Origin of the sequence: Brevundimonas sp. (assembly GCF_035627475.1) — a bacterium.
Lineage (GTDB): Bacteria > Pseudomonadota > Alphaproteobacteria > Caulobacterales > Caulobacteraceae > Brevundimonas.
Genome location: NZ_DASPLR010000003.1, coordinates 1 through 14051, shown reverse-complemented (window position 1 = coordinate 14051; position 14051 = coordinate 1). Strand labels below are relative to the sequence as shown.

The window sequence follows — 14051 nt, the reverse complement described above, 5'->3', positions numbered from 1 at the left end:
GGCCAAGTTGTCGCCGAACCCAAGAAAAACGAACCCGATCAACCCCGCGCCAAACAGGGCAAGTGGCAGAGCCAACCAGACGGCGCGTCTCGTCTTCATGGCCTCTTTTCGATATTTTTGATCACGACAGCAACGGGTCGTAGTGTCCGCAATGGGTCGGAAGCGGCTATTGGCTTCCACCTGACGACCGGACTTGCCCGCCCCTCCCCGTCATCCTCGGGCTTGACCCGAGGATCAGACCGTCCGGCGCTCCGTCGAGGATCGCACGGCCCGGTCGCGGGGCCGTCTCCGCCGCACAGCCCGTCTCTCGCCTCTGATCCCCGGATCAAGTCCGAGGATGACGGCGGTGAGAGATCGGGGCGAGGCGCTAGCCTCCTCAGTCGGCGTCCGGCTGGCGGTCCGGATGGGCGGCCACGAAGGCCGGATGACCGGCCGCCGCCACATCGATGGCCAGCAGGCGGGGGAAGGCCTCGAGCGGGACGTTGAAGCGGCGGGCCGAATAGATCTGGGGGATCAGGTAGCAGTCGGCCAGGGTCGGGGCGGCGCCGAAGCACCAGCCGTCGCCGTGAACCGCGACCAGCCGTTCCAGCGCTTCGAAACCGGGGACGATCCAGCGGGCGGCCCAGGCGTCGACCGCGGCCTGGTCGGCGCCGAAGGTCTCGCGCAGGGCCTTGCCGACGCGGAGATTGTTGAGCGGATGGATGTCGCAGCCAATCAGGGCCGCCATGGCCCGGACATGGGCCCGGTCGACGGCATCGGAGGGCAGCAGGGGCGGAACGGGATGGGCTTCCTCCAGCCATTCGAGGATGGCCGGGCTCTGCGTCAGGACGGCGCCGTCGACTTCCAGCGCCGGGACCATGCCTTGCGGGTTGAGGGCGACGAAGGCCTCCGACCGCTGCGCGCCGGTGCGCAGGTCGACGCCTCGCTGGTCGTAGGCGAGGCCCTTCAGGTTCAGGGCGATGCGGGTGCGGTAGGCGGCGCCCGAGCGCCAGTAGCCGTGCAGGATCATCGCGGCCTCAGGGTGAAGGACAGGGGTTCGAGGCCGCCGATCGACGCCTCGACCCGATCGCCGGGCTGGAGCGGGCCCACGCCCTCGGGCGTGCCGGTGAAGATCAGGTCGCCGGGGCGGATGTCCCACAGGGTGCGGGCCTTGGCGAGGATTTCATCGGGGGCCCAGACCATGTCGTCCAGCCGCCCGGACTGGCGGGTCTCGCCATTGACCGACAGGGTGATCGGCGCGGCCGGGTCGGGCAGCGGGCCGAGGGTCAGGGCGCCGCAGGGGGCGGACTGGTCGAAGCCCTTGGCGGCGTCCCACGGCCGGCCCTTCGCCTTGGCCGCCGCCTGCAGGTCGCGGCGGGTCAGGTCGCAGCCGACCGCCCAGCCGGCGACGCCGCCGTCCGCGCCGACGGCGCAGACCAGTTCGACCTCGTGATGCAGGTCGGCCGTCGCGGTCGGGAACAGGGGATCGGCGCCGTCGGTCACCAGGGCGTCGGCGGGCTTGGAGAAGAAGAAGGGCTCGGCGCGCTCATGGCCCATCTCGCGGGCGTGGGCGGCGTAGTTCTGGCCGACGCACAGGATGCGCCGGACGGGCAGCCTCTCGCTCCGGCCGGCGATGGGCAGGGAGGGTGTCGGGGCGGGCGGGAACAGCCAGTCGGTCATGCGGATTGTCTAGAGGGGGATGCGGCATTTCGCCAGCGGGCCTCATGCTGCGCTGCGGAACCCGTACGTCGCAGTGGCGTTCCGGCTCAGGGTTCTCTATCTAACCGTCAAGCTTGCAGAGCGGAGCGCGCACATGGCCACGACCAAGGCGGCACGGACAGCCGTGAAGAACGACATCAACACCCTCAAGGACGACCTCAAGACGCTCGGCGCCGAGGAGAAGGCCGCCCTGCGCGAGAAGGCGACGGCGGCCGAGACCCGGCTGCGCGCCAAGGCGGCCGAGACCGAGGCTCGCCTGCGCGAACAGTCGGAGGTCCTGCGCGAACGGGCCCGCGGCTATTACGACACCGCCCGGGTGCGCGGCCGCGAATACTATGACGAAGCCTCCGAACGGATCGACGAAGCCCAGCGCTATCTGACCGAGCGGGTGCAGGAACGGCCGATGCAGTCGACCGCCATCGCGCTCGGCGTCGGCGTCGTTCTCGGCCTTCTGCTCGCCGGCCGTCGCCGCTGATGCTGGGCGGAGGGCTGGCCCGTAAGCTGGCGAGGAAGGCCGTCGCGGCCGCCGTGGCCGCGGGTGCGGCCCTGGTCGCCGTGATCGCCTTCGGGGCGACGATCTTCTACGCCCTGTGCCTGGTGGTCGTGCCGCTCGCGGCCGCCGCCCTGACCATGCTGCTGTTCGCCCTGGTCGCGCTGGCGGTGGTGGTGGTCTTCCTTCGGCGCGAGGCGCAGGAGGAAGAGATCGAGGACGAAGAGCCCATGGGCCTCGGCGAGCGCGCCTATACGCTGTTCCGCCAGCGGCCGATCCTCGGCACCGTGGCGGCGCTGGCGGGGGGCTGGATCTTCCTGCGCAACCCGGCGCTGGCGACCATGGTCGCGGCGGCCTTCACCGAGAAGTCGCACGGCCGCAGTCGCCGCTGAGGCGGAACGGGCACGGCCCGGAAGAGTTGATCTGACAGGCGCGGCGGTCTTGAGCCGCTCCTTTGGATCAACAGTTCCGGGAGTCCGCTCATGCTTCGTTGGGCCCTGATTTTCCTCGTCCTCGCGCTCATCGCCGGCGCCCTTGGCGCAGGCGGCGTCGCAGGCCTGTCGATGAACATCGCCTATGTGTTGTTCGTCGTCTTCCTCATCCTGCTGGTCGTGCACTTCTTCCAGGGCCGCCGCGGGACAAGAATCTAGACTGGACGCATGAAACAGTGAGGGCCGTGGTCGTCGACCGCGGCCCTTTCTCGTGGGCGGTTCCGGAGGATCAGGTGGCGGTCCGCTCGCGCTCGCCGGCCACATTCGGATTCGGGGCCGTCGACCTCCGGCGGGTGTCCTGCCGGCGCGGCAGCCGCCAGACCTGGCCGGGCTCGAAACGGTCTCCGGTCCAGGCGATGGCGGTGACGACGATCTCCTTCGCGTCCCATTCGATCTGGTTGAAGCTGGGCGGCGCCCCCCGCTCGCGCTGCGACAGCGTCCCGCAACCGACCGCGTAGGAGCAATGGTCGCCGAGATGAATGGGCAGGGCGAACGGGACGTGGACGTGGCCGGTGGCGACCAGGTCGACGCCCGCCTCGGCGAAGATCATCGCCGCGGCGTCGCCGCGCTTGACGTCGCCGGTCATCGGCGCGCCGATCATCTCGATCAGCGGATGGTGGCAGGCGAGGATGCGCAGCGCCCCCGTCGGCGCCTGGCGGAGCGCCTCGGCGGCCTTGCGGGTCTGGGCCAGGTCGATGACGCCCTTCGACCAGTTCAGCCGCGCCTGCCAGCCGCGCGCCGTGACCACGCCGCGCACCATCACCGTCTCGCTGAGGAACTGGTGGTCGTGCGCGGGATGGCCGATGGCCCGCTCGAACGCCCGCCAAGGATGGAAAAGGCGTGAGGTCAGGCTCCAGTAGGGCACGTCGTGATTGCCGACGATGACGAAGGTCGGCTCCGGCATGCGCCGGATCCAGTCGCCGGCGGCGGCGAATTCGTCGGGCAGCCCCTGCTGGGTCACGTCGCCGGTGATCAGCACCAGATCGGCCGGATTGGCGTGGGCGAAATCGAGCGCCGCGGCGCAGGCGTCACGGTGCTCGCGGCCAAAATGCACGTCCGAGAACTGAAGCACGCGACCCACTAGACGCTGTCCTCCGCCGCCGCCGGAATCGGGGCCAGGGCCTGGAAGGCCTTGCGGATGAAGCGGACCCTGGCTTCGTGGCGGAGCAGGATGGGCTCGCCGTCGATCACCGCGGGTATCCGCGAGCGGGCGCGCATCGTCACCCGCTGCGTGGCCCGGGTCGTCACCGCCGGATCCTGACGCCAGTCGTCGAGCACGGCGTGGGCGGCCAGCCGGAAGGCCTGTCCGGCGTCGGCCGGGTTCATGGCCGCCGCCTCGAGCCCGGTGTCCTCGTCCATCGCGCGCGAGATCATCGGGCTGATCAGCACCAGGGCCTCGGCGCGGCGGGGCGGCCGGGCATCCAGCGAGAACCGCATCTGGCCGGAGAAGGCCCGCCTCAGGGCGCGGCGCGCATAGGCCCAGGCGAGGCCCAGCTTGCCGACGCGGATCGCCTCGCGCGCCGGCGCCCACAAGGCGGGCGAGCCGAAGATGGCCGCGCAATAGAAGGCCCGGGTGGTCTGGCCGTCCGAGACCTCGCCCCCGGCGACGCCCTGGGGCGCGCCCTGTTCCAGCGCGACCTTCAGGGCGGCCTTCCAGTCCGCCGTGCCGTAGAGGGCGCGCGGCAGCATGTTCATGGTGCCGCCCGGAAGCGGGGCGATCAGCGGTCCGTCAGGACCGGCCCGCGAGGCGATGCTGCCGGCCGTGCCGTCGCCGGCGAGGACGATCAGCAGGTCGGGACGGGCGTCGAGCGCCGACTGGATCTGGTCGTCGAACAGGCCCGGCTCCAGGGTCACGACCGAGGTCTCGCAGGCGTAGCCTTCCAGCAGGGCCCCGGCCTCCTCGGCGGCCCGCGGCCCGACGCTGCCCGAGAGCGGATTGACCAGCATGATGACGCGCTTCAGCGGGACGTGGCTCGTCAGGACGCAGGGCTCAGCGGCCCTGTCCTCCCCGCCCCCGGGCGCGGCTTCAGGGGCGGTCGCTGGATCGGCCGCCGGAGTCAGGGTTGCGCTCATGCCGCCCGAACGCCCCGCCGGAAGCGATGTTCCGGACGGGGCGGCGGCAGCGTGACTATTGTTTCTTCAGTTCGTCGGAGGCCGCGGCCGCGCCCGCCTGGGCCGCGTCGCCCGCCCTGGTCGCGGCCGCGCCGGCGGCTTCGCCAGCCTGGTCGGCCACCTTGGGGGCTTCGCCCTTCACCTTCGAGACGGCGCTGGAAATCCAGCCGTCCATCATGGCTCCGCCCTCGGCCAGGGATTTCTCCTTGATGCCGAGCACGGCGGTGAGCACCCCGAACAGCGCCAGAAGGGTGACCAGCAGGCTGATGAACGGATTGCCCCGCCGCCGCTTGCTGCGCGCCCACACGGGACTGTGATCGCCGTCCTCGGACATGCGCACCGGTTCAGAAAAACGCATACGAAACCCCCAGTCTCTCGCCCCACGCGGGGCCCGCCACGCCCCCTGCGCGGCTTACCAAAAGCCTAATACAGGCTTAACCATGAGCATAGGGTGGGAACCGTCACGGTAATCCAGCATTATCACCCGTGGGGCGAACCCGAGGGATGAAGGACATACCCATGAAAAAGGCAATCATCGCGATCGCCGGCGCGGGCCTGCTGGCTTCCGCCTGCGCCAGCGACGGCTACGGCACCAATGAGACCGTGCGTCAGGGCGCCATCGGCGCAGGCATCGGCGCGGTCGCCGGCGCCATCATCGGCAACAACGTCGGCGACGGCAACGCCGGCACCGGCGCGGCCATCGGCGCCGTGGTGGGCGGCGCGGCCGGTGCGATCCGCGGATCGCAGCAGGACCGGGCCAACCAGCAACGCTACCGCGACAGCCAGGGCCGGTACTACTACTGCTACGATAACCGGCAGACCGAGTGCTATTGGGAGAATGGCCAGCGCCGCTACTAGGCGGGCGCCGGGTATTCGTGAGTGATCAGGGCGGTTCGTCACATGGCGGACCGCCCTTTCCATGGAGGGCGGGATGAGGGCCTTGATGGCTGTTCTGGGGCTGGCCCTGGCCGGCTGCTCGATGACGCCGGACGTGCGCGAGCGCAGCGAACTGGTGACCGAGCCGGAGCTCTGCACGCCGCAGCGGTTCGACGTCTATTTTCGCGACAGCGAGGCAGGGCTGACCGACGCCGCCCGGCACGCCATCGCCATGACCGCGACCCAGCTGCAGGGCTGCGAGATCCGCAAGGTCGACGTCATCGGCCTGGCGGACGCCCGCGGCGGCCCGACCGCCAACCTGGACCTGTCGGAGCGCCGGGCCCTGGCCGTGGCCGAGGCGCTGGAGGCGGCCGGCTGGCCCTCGCCGGTGTTCGGCATGGTGGTGGCCGGCGAGTCCGGCTCCGTGACCGCGGACGGCGCCAGCGAACCGATGCGGCGGCGCACCGAGGTGCTGGTCGACGCCGCGCCTCGCTGAGCGGGGCTTACCTGGGACAGCAGGACGCGTGACGCGGCGGGGTCGGCGCGGCTAAGGTCACGACCGTGACCCGCCTCCTCAAACTGATCGTCCTGACGGGACTGTTGCTCGCCGCATCCCTCGCCCCGTCGCTGGCGGCGGCGCAGGACGGGCGCGTGCAGCGGACGGAGCGGATCGCCGCCGAACTGGTCCCCATGTCGCAATGGGCCGCGCCCGGCTCGACCGCCATCGTGGCGGTTCGGCAGGACATCGAGCCCGGCTGGCACACCTACTGGCGCAATCCCGGCGACTCCGGCGGCCCGACGACCCTGGACTGGACCCTGCCCGCGGGCGTCACGGCGGGCGACATCGTCTGGCCGCTGCCCCAGCGCCAGCGGCTCAGGTCGCTGATGAACTACGGCTATTCCGGAGAGGTCTATCTGCCGGTCACCGTGACCGTTCCGGCCGACGCGGCCCCCGGATCCAGCCTGCCGCTGAAGGTCAAGGCGCAGTTCTTCGTGTGCAGCGCCGAGATGTGCGTGCCGGACGATCTGAGCCTGTCGCTCGACCTGCCGATCCGCGAGGGCGCGGCCCCGCTGGACCAGCGGCACGGGGCGGCGATCCAGCGCATCGTCGGGACCGCGCCACGACCGGCCGGGGTCACGGCCCGGATCACCCTGCAGGACGGGGTGGCGATGCTGAGCGCCACGGGCGCGCCCCTGGCCGGGCGCGATCCGGGGCCGAGCTATTTCTTCCCGTTCGAGCCGGGCGTGATCGACCACGCCGCGCTGCAGTCCGGACGCTACGGGCCGCAGGGCCTGACGCTGGCGCTGACGCCGGGCGCGGACTTCGCCGGGGCGCAGCAGCCGATCCGCGGCGTACTGGCGACGGCCCTGGGCGCCTTCGAGGTCGTCGCCGAGGCCGGGGCGCCCCTGCCCGGCGCCGGCGGCTCCGGCGACCTGGCTCCGGCTCCGGAGGGGGGCGCGAACGCCGCCACGGAGACCGGATCCGGCGCCGGATTCGTCCAGGCGGCCCTGTTCGCCCTGCTGGGCGGTCTGATCCTCAATCTGATGCCGTGCGTCTTTCCTGTCCTGGCGATGAAGGCGGCGGCGCTGGCCGGGGCCGCCCATGACGCGCCCCGCGCGCGCCGGGACGGGCTCGCCTTCCTCGCGGGCGTACTGGCGGCCTTCCTGCTGCTGGCGGGCGTCCTGCTGGCCTTGCGGGCGGCAGGACAGGCCGCGGGCTGGGGCTTCCAGCTGCAGTCGCCCGCGGTGATCGCGGGTCTGGCCCTGCTGATGCTGGCGGTCGGGCTGAACCTGTCCGGCGTGTTTCATGTCGGCGCCGGGCTGCAGGGCGTCGGCTCGGGTCCGCTGGCGCGGCTGGGCGGCGCCGCCGCGGCCTTCCTGACCGGCGTCCTGGCGGTGGTCGTCGCCGCGCCCTGCACGGCCCCGTTCATGGCCGTGGCCTTGGGCTCGGCCCTGCTGATGCCGTGGCCCATGGCCCTGACCGTCTTCCTGATGCTGGGCCTCGGCCTGGCCCTGCCCTATGTGCTGGTCAGCCTCACGCCGGGCCTGCTGTCGCGCCTGCCCCGGCCGGGCCCGTGGATGGAGCGGCTCAAGGGGCTGCTGGCCTTCCCCATGTACGGGGCGGCGGCCTGGCTGGTCTGGGTTTTCGCCCGTCAGAGCGGCGCCGAGGCCCTGGGGTTGCTGCTGACCGCCGCCGTGCTGGCGGCGTTCGGCCTGTGGCTGGCCGGGATCAATCAGGCCCGGCGGGCGGAGGGCGGGACCGCCGTGGTCAGCGCCGTCGCCGCCGCCCTTGCCCTGATCTCGGCTTTCGCCCTCGTCGGCGTCGGGGCGCGGATGCCGCCGGAGACGCGGGAACGGGCCGCCGGGAATTCGGCCCTGCCCTCGCGCCCCTGGTCCGCGGCGGCGGTTCAGGCCGCGCTTTCGGAAGGGCGGCCGGTGCTGGTCAACTTCACCGCCGACTGGTGCGTGACCTGCAAGATCAACGAGGCGGGGGCCCTGACCTCGGCCCGTACGGCGGAGGCGTTCCGGGCGGCGAACGCCGTCTATCTGGTCGGCGACTGGACCCGGCGCGACGACGCCATCACCGCCGAACTGCAGAGGCACGGCCGCTCGGGCGTGCCGCTGTATCTGCTGTATGCACCGGGCGAGGCGGAGCCGCGCATCCTGCCGCAACTGCTGACCGAAGGCGTGGTGATCGAGGCGCTGGAGGGAGCCACACCGTGAATCCCTCTCCCATCGGGAGAGGGATCAGACCTCCGGCTGCGGCGGGGCGGTGATGACCTCGACATTGTCGTTCAGGAGGTAGGCCAGTTCATCGAGGGCCACACCGCGTTCCGCGGGCGTCGTCGCCGCCTCGACGGCCGCGACCTTGACCGGAATGTCCTCGGAAATGCCCCGAAGGATGCATTTCAGGTCGCCGTCCACGCCCCGCTCCTTGAGGATCAGGTGGCCCTGCATGTCGAGACCGGCCAGCTCGGCCGCGCGAGCCTTGAAGCCGAGAAAGTCGGCGCCGCTGAAGAAGTCGGCCCGGTCCGCGAAACCGGCGGCCATCCAGCCCTGCACCTCGCCGCGCAGCAGACCGGAGCGGGCCACGATGTCGGCGAACAGGGGCTCGCCGGCCACGGACACCGGCGCGTCGGCGGCCGCCGGCGGCTGGGCCGCGGCGATCGCCACGTTCGGGTCCGAGAGCAGGAGGGAGACAGCGAGGGCGACGCCGCAGGACATGGGAAACCTCTTGGGCGAACTCATTTGTACGCCGAATCACCAATTCGGCGTTGAACCGGCTTACGCCCCACCCGTAAACGAGGGTTTACCCTCCAGCTCCCGAGCCCGCCCCATGACCGCGCGAAACCAGGCCCTCGACATGCTTCGCGCCCTCGCGCGCAAGGACGAGGGAACCCGGATCGTCCACCACTTCGCCACCGACCGGCGCCGGATCGAGCGCATGGGGGTGGAGGCGGCCGGCCTGTATCTGGACCTGTCGAAACAGTCCTGGAGCGCCGAGGGCTTCGAGGCGGCCATCGATCTGGCGCGAAGCTGCGACGTCGAGGGCCGGCGGAACGCGCTGTTCGGGGGCGAGGCGGTCAACAACACCGAGGGCCGGGCGGTGCTGCATCCCGCGCTGCGGGCGGCCGACGACGCCGACTTCCGGGCCCTGGGCGAGCCGGTGTCGAAGGAGGTGGCGGCGACCCGGGGCGAAATGGCGAAATTCGCCACGGACGTCGGCTCCGGCGCCGAAACCGGCGGGACCAAACAGCCGTTCACCGCCATCGTCCACATCGGCATCGGCGGTTCGGATCTGGGGCCGCGTCTGCTGTGGGACGCGCTGAGGCCTCTGGAGCCGACCATCGACCTGCGCTTCGTGGCCAATATCGATCCGCGAGACATGGGCGAGGCGCTGGCCGGGCTGGACCCCGAGACCACGCTGGTGGTGGTGGTGTCCAAGACCTTCACCACCCAGGAGACCTTGGCCAACGCCGATCTCGCCAAGGCGTGGCTGGCCGAGAGCCTGTCGCCGCGGCGAATGGTCAGACATCTGGTCGGGGTCACCGCGGCGCCGGAGAAGGCCGAGGCCTGGGGATGCGGGCGCACGTTCGGGTTCCGCGACTGGGTCGGGGGCCGCTATTCCCTGTGGTCGGCGGTCAGCCTGTCGGTCGCCGTGGCGTTGGGCTGGGACGTGTTCGAGCGGGTTCTGGCCGGGGCCCGGGCTATGGACGAGCATTTCCGGGACGCGGATCTGGAGAAGAACGCGCCGGTGCTGCTGGCGCTGGCGCAGGTGTTCAACGTCGAGGGGCTGGGCCGCCACGCCCGCACCGTGGCTCCCTACGCCCACGGCCTGCGCCGCTTGCCGGCCTTCCTGCAGCAGCTGGAGATGGAGTCGAACGGCAAGCGGGTGAAGCGGGACGGCTCGCCCGTCGACACCGCCACCGGGCCGATCGTGTTCGGCGAGCCCGGCACCAACGGCCAGCACGCCTTCTTCCAGCAGATTCATCAGGGTCCGCAGGTGGTTCCGGCCGAATTCATCGTGGTCGGCCACACCTCGGACGCCGCCAGGGACGCCCGCGAGGGCGACGCCCCCCTGTGGTCGAACGCCCTGGCCCAGGCCCAGGCGCTGATGGTCGGCAAGAGCGAGGCCGAGGCGCGGGCGGAACTGCTGTCGGCGGGTGCGGACGAGGCCGAAGCCGCCCGGCTGGCGCCGCACAAGACCTTCCCGGGCGACCGGCCCTCGACCACGATCCTGATGGACGCCCTGGCGCCCGAGGCGGTCGGCGCCCTGATCGCCCTCTATGAGCACAAGACCTTCGTCGAGGGGGTGATCTGGGACATCAACAGCTTCGACCAGTGGGGCGTCGAACTGGGCAAGGTGCTGGCGAAGGCGATCCTGAAGGACGTGGAGGCGGGCGAGCCGTCGGCGGGGCTGGATGCGTCGACGGCGGAACTGATGAAGCGGCTGATGGTCTAGAGACGGTGATCGGCTTGTGACCGGGTTCCGGCTCAATCTCCCCGATCGAGCCAATGCGATCTGAACGACAACTCGGCCCTGAACAGCCGCGTGCCGTGCTCGTCGCGCACTTCCACGGAGAAATCGTGGCTTGAGCCGTTGGGAAGGGCGTCGACGGCCATTTCAGGCAGCGCCGCGACGGCCTGTCTACGAACGGCATCGCGGTCCGCGAGCGTCAGACCGATGTCGTCCGTCGTCCGCACCCCGTCCTTGACGGTGTCGAAGAAATATCTGGCCGTGGAGGCGCTCACGCGATCATCCGGGCTTCGCCCACGCCGCGTCCGTGCCCCTTGCCGTCCTGCAGGTGAAGGTAGTTCGGATCGAATCCGCCCACCTCGCGCAGGCGCTCCACGTCGCGGAGCAAAAGCCGGCGACCGGCGATCTCGATCAGTCCCTTTTCGCGCAATACGGCGAGCGTCCGGTTCACGTGAACCGGCGTTATCCCCATCAGATCGGCCAGATCCTCCTGGGTGCCGGGCAGGTCGAAGCTGTCGTCCCCGGCCAGGCCGACCGCCTGGAGGCGAAGGTGCAGTTCGCAGAAGATGTGCGCCATCTGCTCGGCCGCGCCGCGCTGACCCATGCTGACGAGCCACTCGCGCAGGGTGCCTTCATCCACCAGAGTCATCCACCACAGGCCGCGATTGATGCGCGGATTGGCGATCAGTTCACCGATCACGGCGGGCGGAATGTCGACCACCGTCGCGTCGGAGAGCGTGCCGATGCTGTGGTCCATGTGACCCAGAATCTGGACGTGAAGATCGCAGACGTCGCCGGGAACGAAGATCGCCATGATCTGCCGGCGTCCATCCGGGAGGATCTTGTAGCGGCAGGCGTAGCCGGACATGACCAGGTGGACGTCTTCCGGCTTGTCGCCCTCGCTGATCAGATCGGTGCGCGACGGAGCCGGACGGGCCCCGGACGACACCTTGAGAAGGAACGCGCGATCTCCCTCGGTCAGGTCGGTCCCATAGGCCAGCTTGCGAAGAAAGGGATTGTCCATCCCGGTTCAACGCGGGAGCCGGGGCGATGCTCCGCGGCGGCGGCTCGGGGCCAGGCGCGTGGACGGCATCTGCAATCCACGCCCCGCCCATGAAAAAGGCGGACGCCGTCACCGGCGCCCGCCTTCCTCGCCCACGTCCGGCCAGACTCACGCGGCCGGACGAAAGGGAGCTGACCTACCAGCGGCGATCGTAGCGGTAGTCGCGGTCGTAACGGCGGTCGTCGCGCCGGCTGTAGTCGCGGTCGTAGCTGTAGCGCGAGTTGTAGTCGCGGCTGTTGATGCCGTGCTCGCGCTCCCAGTGGCCGCGGTTCCGGTAGCAGCGGCCGCCGCGGTAGTAGCCGCAGTCGTCGTTGTTCGCGGTCGCGCCCACCGCGGCCCCGGCAAGGGCCCCGCCGGCGATATAGGTCCCGTCGCCATTGCCGATCAGGGCGCCGGCCAGGGCGCCGACGGCGGCCCCGATCAGCACGTCTTCGGTGCGGTCGTTGTTGTCCCGGTCGCGGTCGCGATAGCGGCTCTGGGCGTCGGCCGGCGTGGCGGCGGCCAGGGTGAGGCCGATGGCGCCGACCACGGCGGGGGCGGCGACGGCGAATTTCGAAAGCGTCTTCATGGTCGGTCCTTTCACGAGTCTGCGCGCGATGACGACCTGTATGCGCCTGTCCGCCTGAACAGGCCTGGCGGCGGCGGTTCATCGGACGTTCATCGGCCCGGCGATCCGGGCGAAAATTCGGCGGCCGGGTCCTTGACGGTGATGGGGCCGGGCCCTACCTGCCGCTCGCGTTAGCACTCGGGGGCAGTGGCTGCCAAAGCCACGCCCGAGGGCTCGATCGAAACTGTTTTGGGAGATGTTACAGATGGCGTTTCGTCCGCTCGGCGACCGCGTGCTCGTGAAGCGCGTGGAAGAGGAATCGAAGACCAAGGGCGGGATCATCATCCCCGACACCGCCAAGGAGAAGCCGCAGGAAGGCGAAGTCATCGCCGTCGGACCGGGCCTCCGCGACGAAAGCGGCAAGGTCAACGCCCTGGAGCTCAAGGCCGGCGACCGCATCCTGTTCGGCAAGTGGTCGGGCACCGAGGTCAAGCTGGAAGGCGAGGACCTGATCATCATGAAGGAATCGGACGTGCTGGGCGTGCTCTCGTAAGCACCGCCGCCTTCGATCCCTTTCCCCTGACAATCCAGAATTAGGAGCAGCCTCACATGGCCGCGAAACAAGTTCAGTTCTCCACCGAAGCCCGCGAGAAGATGCTGCGGGGCGTCAACGTCCTGGCCAATGCGGTCAAGGTCACGCTCGGCCCGAAAGGCCGCAACGTCATCATCCAGAAGTCCTTCGGCGCCCCGCGCTCGACCAAGGACGGCGTCTCGGTCGCGAAAGAGATCGAGCTGGAGGACGCCTTCGAGAACATGGGCGCCCAGCTGATCCGCGAGGTCGCCTCCAAGACCAATGACAAGGCCGGCGACGGCACCACCACCGCCACCGTCCTGGCCCAGTCGATCGTGCAGGAAGGCCTCAAGTCCGTCGCCGCCGGCATGAACCCGATGGATCTGAAGCGCGGCATCGACAAGGCCGTCCACGCCGTCATCGAGGACATCAAGGCCTCGTCCAGGAAGGTCAGCGCCAACTCCGAGATCGCCCAGGTCGGCACCATCTCGGCCAACGGCGACCTGGAGGTCGGCGAGATGATCGCCAAGGCGATGGAAAAGGTCGGCAACGAGGGCGTCATCACGGTTGAAGAGGCCAAGACCGCCGAGACCGAGCTCGACGTCGTCGAGGGCATGCAGTTCGACCGCGGCTACCTGTCGCCCTACTTCATCACCAATGCCGACAAGATGGAGGCCCAGCTCGAGGAGCCGCTGATCCTGCTGTTCGAGAAGAAGCTCTCGTCGCTGCAGGCCATGCTGCCGATCCTCGAGGCCGTCGTCCAATCGGGCCGTCCGCTGGTCATCGTCGCCGAGGACATCGAGGGCGAGGCCCTGGCCACCCTGGTGGTCAACAAGCTGCGCGGCGGCCTGCGCGTCGCCGCCGTCAAGGCCCCGGGCTTCGGCGACCGCCGCAAGGCCATGCTGGAGGACATCGCCGTCCTGACCGGCGGCCAGGTGATCTCGGAAGACCTCGGCATCAAGCTCGAGAACGTCACCCTCGACATGCTCGGCAAGGCCAAGAAGGTCACCATCACCAAGGACGACACCACCATCGTGGATGGGATCGGCGAGAAGGCCGCCATCGAGGCCCGCATCTCCCAGATCAAGAAGCAGATCGAGGACACCACCTCGGACTACGACAAGGAGAAGCTGCAGGAGCGTCTGGCCAAGCTGGCCGGCGGCGTCGCGGTCATCCGCGTCGGCGGCTCGACCGAGGTCGAGGTCAAGGAGAAGAAGGACCGCGT

18 protein-coding genes are annotated in these 14051 nt (G+C 70.2%); 9 read left to right on the top strand and 9 right to left on the bottom strand.

All coding sequences use genetic code 11. The features are described from left to right. Positions 1–376: 376 nt before the first annotated feature. Entirely contained in the window at positions 377–1009 is a 633-nt protein-coding gene (gene maiA, locus VEA62_RS00825) for a maleylacetoacetate isomerase (RefSeq protein ID WP_324817155.1), read from the bottom strand. Further along, entirely contained in the window at positions 1006–1659 is a 654-nt protein-coding gene (locus VEA62_RS00820) for a fumarylacetoacetate hydrolase family protein (protein ID WP_324817153.1), read from the bottom strand. The genes maiA and VEA62_RS00820 overlap by 4 nt, the downstream gene beginning before the upstream one ends. A gap of 133 nt (positions 1660–1792) precedes the next feature. Here VEA62_RS00820 and VEA62_RS00815 point away from each other — a divergent pair, with 133 nt between their 5' ends. From VEA62_RS00815 to VEA62_RS00805, 3 genes are all read left to right on the top strand, one after another. Further along, positions 1793–2173: a glycine zipper domain-containing protein gene (locus VEA62_RS00815; protein WP_324817151.1), complete on the top strand. Its 381-nt coding sequence runs from the start codon at positions 1793–1795 to the stop codon at positions 2171–2173. Further along, a complete protein-coding gene (locus tag VEA62_RS00810) occupies positions 2173–2580 on the top strand; it encodes a hypothetical protein (RefSeq protein WP_324817149.1) in 408 nt (135 codons plus the stop codon). Before VEA62_RS00815 ends, VEA62_RS00810 begins: the two co-directional genes overlap by 1 nt. Positions 2581–2670: 90 nt before the next feature. Continuing rightward, positions 2671–2838, top strand: a complete 168-nt coding sequence (locus VEA62_RS00805) for a DUF1328 family protein (protein ID WP_324817146.1) — start codon at positions 2671–2673, stop codon at positions 2836–2838. Positions 2839–2908: 70 nt separating this feature from the next. Here VEA62_RS00805 and VEA62_RS00800 read toward each other — a convergent pair whose 3' ends face one another. The 3 genes from VEA62_RS00800 to VEA62_RS00790 are packed head-to-tail and all read right to left on the bottom strand — an operon-like array spanning position 2909 to position 5149. Then, the gene (locus VEA62_RS00800; protein WP_324817144.1) at positions 2909–3751 is read right to left on the bottom strand and encodes a metallophosphoesterase; all 843 of its coding nucleotides are present in this window, start codon (positions 3749–3751) and stop codon (positions 2909–2911) included. An 8-nt stretch (positions 3752–3759) separates the two neighbouring features. Next, positions 3760–4752: a diacylglycerol/lipid kinase family protein gene (locus tag VEA62_RS00795; RefSeq protein WP_324817141.1), complete on the bottom strand. Its 993-nt coding sequence runs from the start codon at positions 4750–4752 to the stop codon at positions 3760–3762. Between the two features lie 55 nt (positions 4753–4807). Then, the gene (locus tag VEA62_RS00790) at positions 4808–5149 is read right to left on the bottom strand and encodes a hypothetical protein (protein ID WP_324817139.1); all 342 of its coding nucleotides are present in this window, start codon (positions 5147–5149) and stop codon (positions 4808–4810) included. 161 nt (positions 5150–5310) lie between these two features. Between VEA62_RS00790 and VEA62_RS00785 the strand changes: the two genes are divergently transcribed. From VEA62_RS00785 to VEA62_RS00775, 3 genes are all read left to right on the top strand, one after another. Further along, entirely contained in the window at positions 5311–5649 is a 339-nt protein-coding gene (locus VEA62_RS00785; protein WP_324817136.1) for a YMGG-like glycine zipper-containing protein, read from the top strand. A gap of 85 nt (positions 5650–5734) precedes the next feature. After that, positions 5735–6163 (top strand): OmpA family protein, encoded by a 429-nt coding sequence (locus VEA62_RS00780; protein WP_324817134.1) that lies wholly within the window; start codon positions 5735–5737, stop codon positions 6161–6163. A gap of 194 nt (positions 6164–6357) precedes the next feature. Continuing rightward, the gene (locus VEA62_RS00775) at positions 6358–8391 is read left to right on the top strand and encodes a protein-disulfide reductase DsbD family protein (protein ID WP_414641767.1); all 2034 of its coding nucleotides are present in this window, start codon (positions 6358–6360) and stop codon (positions 8389–8391) included. Between the two features lie 24 nt (positions 8392–8415). Here the strand turns inward: VEA62_RS00775 and VEA62_RS00770 are convergent, their stop codons facing one another. After that, positions 8416–8892: a hypothetical protein gene (locus VEA62_RS00770; protein ID WP_324817128.1), complete on the bottom strand. Its 477-nt coding sequence runs from the start codon at positions 8890–8892 to the stop codon at positions 8416–8418. 112 nt (positions 8893–9004) lie between these two features. Between VEA62_RS00770 and pgi the strand changes: the two genes are divergently transcribed. Beyond that, positions 9005–10630: a glucose-6-phosphate isomerase gene (gene pgi / locus VEA62_RS00765; protein WP_324817125.1), complete on the top strand. Its 1626-nt coding sequence runs from the start codon at positions 9005–9007 to the stop codon at positions 10628–10630. A gap of 32 nt (positions 10631–10662) precedes the next feature. Here pgi and VEA62_RS00760 read toward each other — a convergent pair whose 3' ends face one another. The 3 genes from VEA62_RS00760 to VEA62_RS00750 all read right to left on the bottom strand — a co-directional run bounded on the left by VEA62_RS00760 (position 10663) and on the right by VEA62_RS00750 (position 12276). Continuing rightward, positions 10663–10920, bottom strand: coding sequence for a DUF6894 family protein (locus VEA62_RS00760; RefSeq protein WP_324817122.1), 258 nt, complete (start codon positions 10918–10920; stop codon positions 10663–10665). Beyond that, positions 10917–11669, bottom strand: a complete 753-nt coding sequence (locus VEA62_RS00755; RefSeq protein ID WP_324817119.1) for a Crp/Fnr family transcriptional regulator — start codon at positions 11667–11669, stop codon at positions 10917–10919. The genes VEA62_RS00760 and VEA62_RS00755 overlap by 4 nt, the downstream gene beginning before the upstream one ends. A gap of 175 nt (positions 11670–11844) precedes the next feature. Continuing rightward, complete coding sequence (locus VEA62_RS00750) at positions 11845–12276, bottom strand: YMGG-like glycine zipper-containing protein (RefSeq protein ID WP_324817117.1); 432 nt, start codon at positions 12274–12276, stop codon at positions 11845–11847. Between the two features lie 244 nt (positions 12277–12520). On the opposite strand from VEA62_RS00750, the gene groES reads away from it, so the two are divergent. Beyond that, complete coding sequence (gene groES, locus VEA62_RS00745; protein ID WP_324817114.1) at positions 12521–12808, top strand: co-chaperone GroES; 288 nt, start codon at positions 12521–12523, stop codon at positions 12806–12808. A 56-nt stretch (positions 12809–12864) separates the two neighbouring features. Continuing rightward, the coding region (gene groL, locus VEA62_RS00740) for a chaperonin GroEL (RefSeq protein WP_324817111.1) at positions 12865–14051 on the top strand (1187 nt) is incomplete at its 3' end.